Raw genomic sequence first — 3351 nt, forward strand, 5'->3', positions numbered from 1 at the left:
CCCGCGAACTACCTCGAGAAGCACCTGCGCGACGTGATCGCCATGGTCGAGCGCCGCAAGCAGGTCGAGCTGCTGGCCATCGGCATCGGCCACGACGTGACCCGCTACTACGACCGCGCGGTGACCATCACCGACGTCGAACAGCTCGCCGGCGCGATGACCGAACAGCTCGCTGCGCTCTTCGACAGCGACCCGCGCGCCCGCGCCCGCTTCATGGGGATCAAGAAGGCAGGGTAAGGGGCTCTGCCCCTCTTGGCCCGCGGCCAATTCCCCCCGGAGTTTATCTGGCAAGATGAAGAGCGGGCCCGTCCCCTTCATCTTGCCCCTAAACTCCGGGGGTGCGGGGGCTGGCCCCCGCTGCCGTCCGCAATGCGGGCGGCACTCTCCGGAGCCATCACACGCATCGACGGGACGCTATCCTGACCGTGAGCGCCCGCAGACTGCGCGGTTCTTGTCGGCCGACAGGGAGACCGACCCTGCCCGCTATGCCGATCAGGTGAGGTCTGCTACCCTCAGCACATATTGAGGCTGCAAGGCTGCATTTAGATGAAGAGACCATTGGTCATCGCATTGGCGCTGACATGCGCCGCCCCGCTCGAAGCTCAGAACATCGTCCCGCCTCAGGGCGAGCGGATCACAGACACCGGGTGCCTCGTGACCGGGCTCGATCCCAACGGCGACGGATTCCTCGCCCTGCGCACGGGCCCGGGCAGCCATTATCAGCAGATCGGCAGCCTTCACAACGGAGACGCCGCCTACATGCGCGCCTGTCTGGGCAAATGGTGCTACGTCGAGAACGGGGCCCTCAACGGGCGGGAGGCCAGGTTCCGCGGGTGGATCTACACCGCTTGGTGTGAGTTCTATCCGTGAGCTGTGATCGGCTCATCCGAACCGGCAAGCAAGCGACGCCAGACCGCAGGCAGGGGTCCGGCAGAGGTGAGATGGCCCTGCGCGCCCCAACGCTCCCTCTTGGCGCAATATTGTGATCCCAAGCGACCTTTCGGCAGACGACGCGCCTGTGTCGCGGGTCTTTGCCACTGGCGACTCGACGCAGGCTTGGTAAGTTCTGCGCAAAAGGAGGCCGAGCCATGTTCCAGACGTTCCATGAGACCGCCCGCCCCGAGCAGGGGCCGCCGCGGCTGAAGGCCCTGCGCGGTGAGCTCGCGCGTGAGGGGCTCGACGGTTTCATCGTGCCGCGCGCCGACGCCCACCAGGGCGAATACGTGGCGCCGCATGACGACCGGCTGGCATGGCTCACCGGGTTCACCGGCTCGGCGGGCTATTGCGTGGCGTTGCGCGACGTGGCCGGGGTCTTTGTCGACGGCCGCTACCGGGTGCAGGTCAAGGCGCAGGTCGCGTCCGATTATACCCCCGTCGACTGGCCCGAGACCGGGCTCGCCGAGTGGATCGCCCCCAAGCTGCCCGGGGGCGGTGCGGTCGGCATCGACCCGTGGCTGTTCTCGGTCGACCAGGCCCGCGGGCTCGAAGAGCGGCTCGCAGGCATCGAGCTGCGGCGCTGCGAGAATCTCGTGGACCGGATCTGGGAGGACCAGCCCGCGCCGCCCATGGGCGCGGTCTTTGCGCAGCCGGTGGAGCTTGCCGGCGAGGCGCATGGCGACAAGATCGCCCGCCTCGCGCGCACGCTCGGCGCCGACGCCTGCATCCTCACCCTGCCCGACAGCATCGCCTGGCTGCTCAACATCCGCGGAAGCGACATCCCCCGCAACCCGGTGCCGCACGGCTTCGCCCTGCTTCACGCCGATGCCTCGGTCACGCTCTTCATGGACGCCCGCAAGCTCGAAGAGCTGGGTGACCACCTTGGCGCCGCCGTCACTCTTCGTGACCCCTCCGACTTCCCCGAGGCGCTTGCCGCGCTGCGCGGCACGGTGCGGCTCGACCCGGCCTCCTGCCCCGTTGCGGTGCGCGAGGCGCTGATCGCCTGCGAGGTGACCGAGGCGCAGGATCCCTGCCTCATCCCCAAGGCGCGCAAGAATGCCGCCGAACTCGAGGGCACCCGCGCCGCGCATCTGCGCGACGGCGCCGCCATGGTGCGCTTCCTCGCGTGGCTCGACCGGCAGGCGCCGGGCAGCCTCACCGAGATCGACGTGGTGACGACGCTCGAGGGCTGCCGTGCCGCCACCAACGCGCTGCGCGACATCTCCTTCGAAACCATCGCCGGCGCCGGGCCCAACGGGGCCATCGTGCACTACCGGGTGACCGAGGGCACCAACCGTCCCGTGCGCGAGGGCGAGCTGTTGCTCGTCGACAGCGGCGGGCAATACGTCGACGGCACCACCGACATCACCCGCACCGTCGCCGTAGGCGACGTGGGCGGCGAGGAATGCGCCAACTTCACCCGCGTGCTCAAGGGCATGATCGCGCTGTCGCGGCTGCGCTTCCCGGCGGGGCTCGCCGGGCGCGACATCGACGTGCTCGCCCGGGCCGCGCTCTGGGAGGCGGGGCTCGACTACGGTCACGGCACCGGCCACGGCGTCGGCGCCTATCTCAGCGTGCATGAGGGCCCCGCCCGCATCGCGCGCACCGGCACCGTGCCCTTCGAGCCCGGCATGATCCTGTCGAACGAGCCGGGGTTTTACCGCGAGGGCGCCTATGGTATCAGGATCGAGAACCTCATCGCCGTGGAAGAGGCCCCGCCCCTTGCGGGCCAGGTGGTGCCACGGATGCTGCGGTTCGAAACCCTCACATGGGTGCCGATTGACAGGCGGCTGATCGTGACCGCGTTGCTGACCGCGGCGGAGCGCGACTGGCTGGACGCATACCATGCCGAAGTGCTCGAACGGATCGCACCGCTGGTCGAGGGAGACGATGCAACCTGGCTCGAGGCGGCCTGCGCGCCGCTTTGACACAGGGATGTCATATCGCGGCTTATATATGATCCGCGGACTTACGGGGAGAGACACATGCTGAAGCACATCAAGATCCGCCCGGCCGGGGGCACATGGGTGATCCGCGCCGGAGGTGCCGTCCTTGGCGAAAGCGGCCGGGCACTGGAGCTGACCGAGGGCGATATGCCCAGCGTCATTTACTTCCCGCGCGAGGACATCGCCATGGCTTTTCTCGAGCCGTCCGAGTACCGCACGCTGAACCAGTGGATCGGCGAGGCGCGCTATTTCAACATCGCGTCCAAGAGCCGGAATTACGACAACGCCGTCTGGTCCTACGAGGCACCGCTGGACGAGGCCAAGGATCTCGAGGGCTATCTCGCCTTCCATGTGCAGGACGGCGTGGCGGTGGAGCAGGTCTGAGACCGCTTTCCCGGCCTACCCTCCAGGACGCACATTCCCACATACGAAAACGGCCGGAGCTCTGACGCTCCGGCCGTTTTTCCGT

Annotated in this window: 3 protein-coding genes and 1 pseudogene; all 4 read left to right on the forward strand. The window is 68.1% G+C overall.

All coding sequences use genetic code 11. The features are described from left to right. Positions 1-237, forward strand: a pseudogene (locus tag HC022_RS21855) (cobaltochelatase subunit CobT); the annotation flags it as partial. Positions 238-546: 309 nt separating this feature from the next. Further along, the gene (locus tag HC022_RS21860; protein WP_254885224.1) at positions 547-870 is read left to right on the forward strand and encodes an SH3 domain-containing protein; all 324 of its coding nucleotides are present in this window, start codon (positions 547-549) and stop codon (positions 868-870) included. A gap of 218 nt (positions 871-1088) precedes the next feature. Then, positions 1089-2864, forward strand: coding sequence for an aminopeptidase P family protein (locus HC022_RS21865; RefSeq protein ID WP_167453813.1), 1776 nt, complete (start codon positions 1089-1091; stop codon positions 2862-2864). A 57-nt stretch (positions 2865-2921) separates the two neighbouring features. Next, a complete protein-coding gene (locus HC022_RS21870; protein WP_008884658.1) occupies positions 2922-3266 on the forward strand; it encodes a DUF427 domain-containing protein in 345 nt (114 codons plus the stop codon). Positions 3267-3351: the final 85 nt, after the last annotated feature.

Origin of the sequence: Salipiger sp. HF18, from assembly GCF_011806505.1 — a bacterium.
Classification (GTDB): Bacteria; Pseudomonadota; Alphaproteobacteria; order Rhodobacterales; family Rhodobacteraceae; genus Salipiger; species Salipiger thiooxidans.

Excerpts from the sequence above, each read along its gene's own strand:
- HC022_RS21860 (WP_254885224.1), top strand. The coding sequence starts at position 547 with ATGAAGAGACCATTGGTCATCGCATTGGCGCTGACATGCGCCGCCCCG.
- HC022_RS21865 (WP_167453813.1), top strand. The coding sequence starts at position 1,089 with ATGTTCCAGACGTTCCATGAGACCGCCCGCCCCGAGCAGGGGCCGCCG.
- HC022_RS21870 (WP_008884658.1), top strand. The coding sequence starts at position 2,922 with ATGCTGAAGCACATCAAGATCCGCCCGGCCGGGGGCACATGGGTGATC.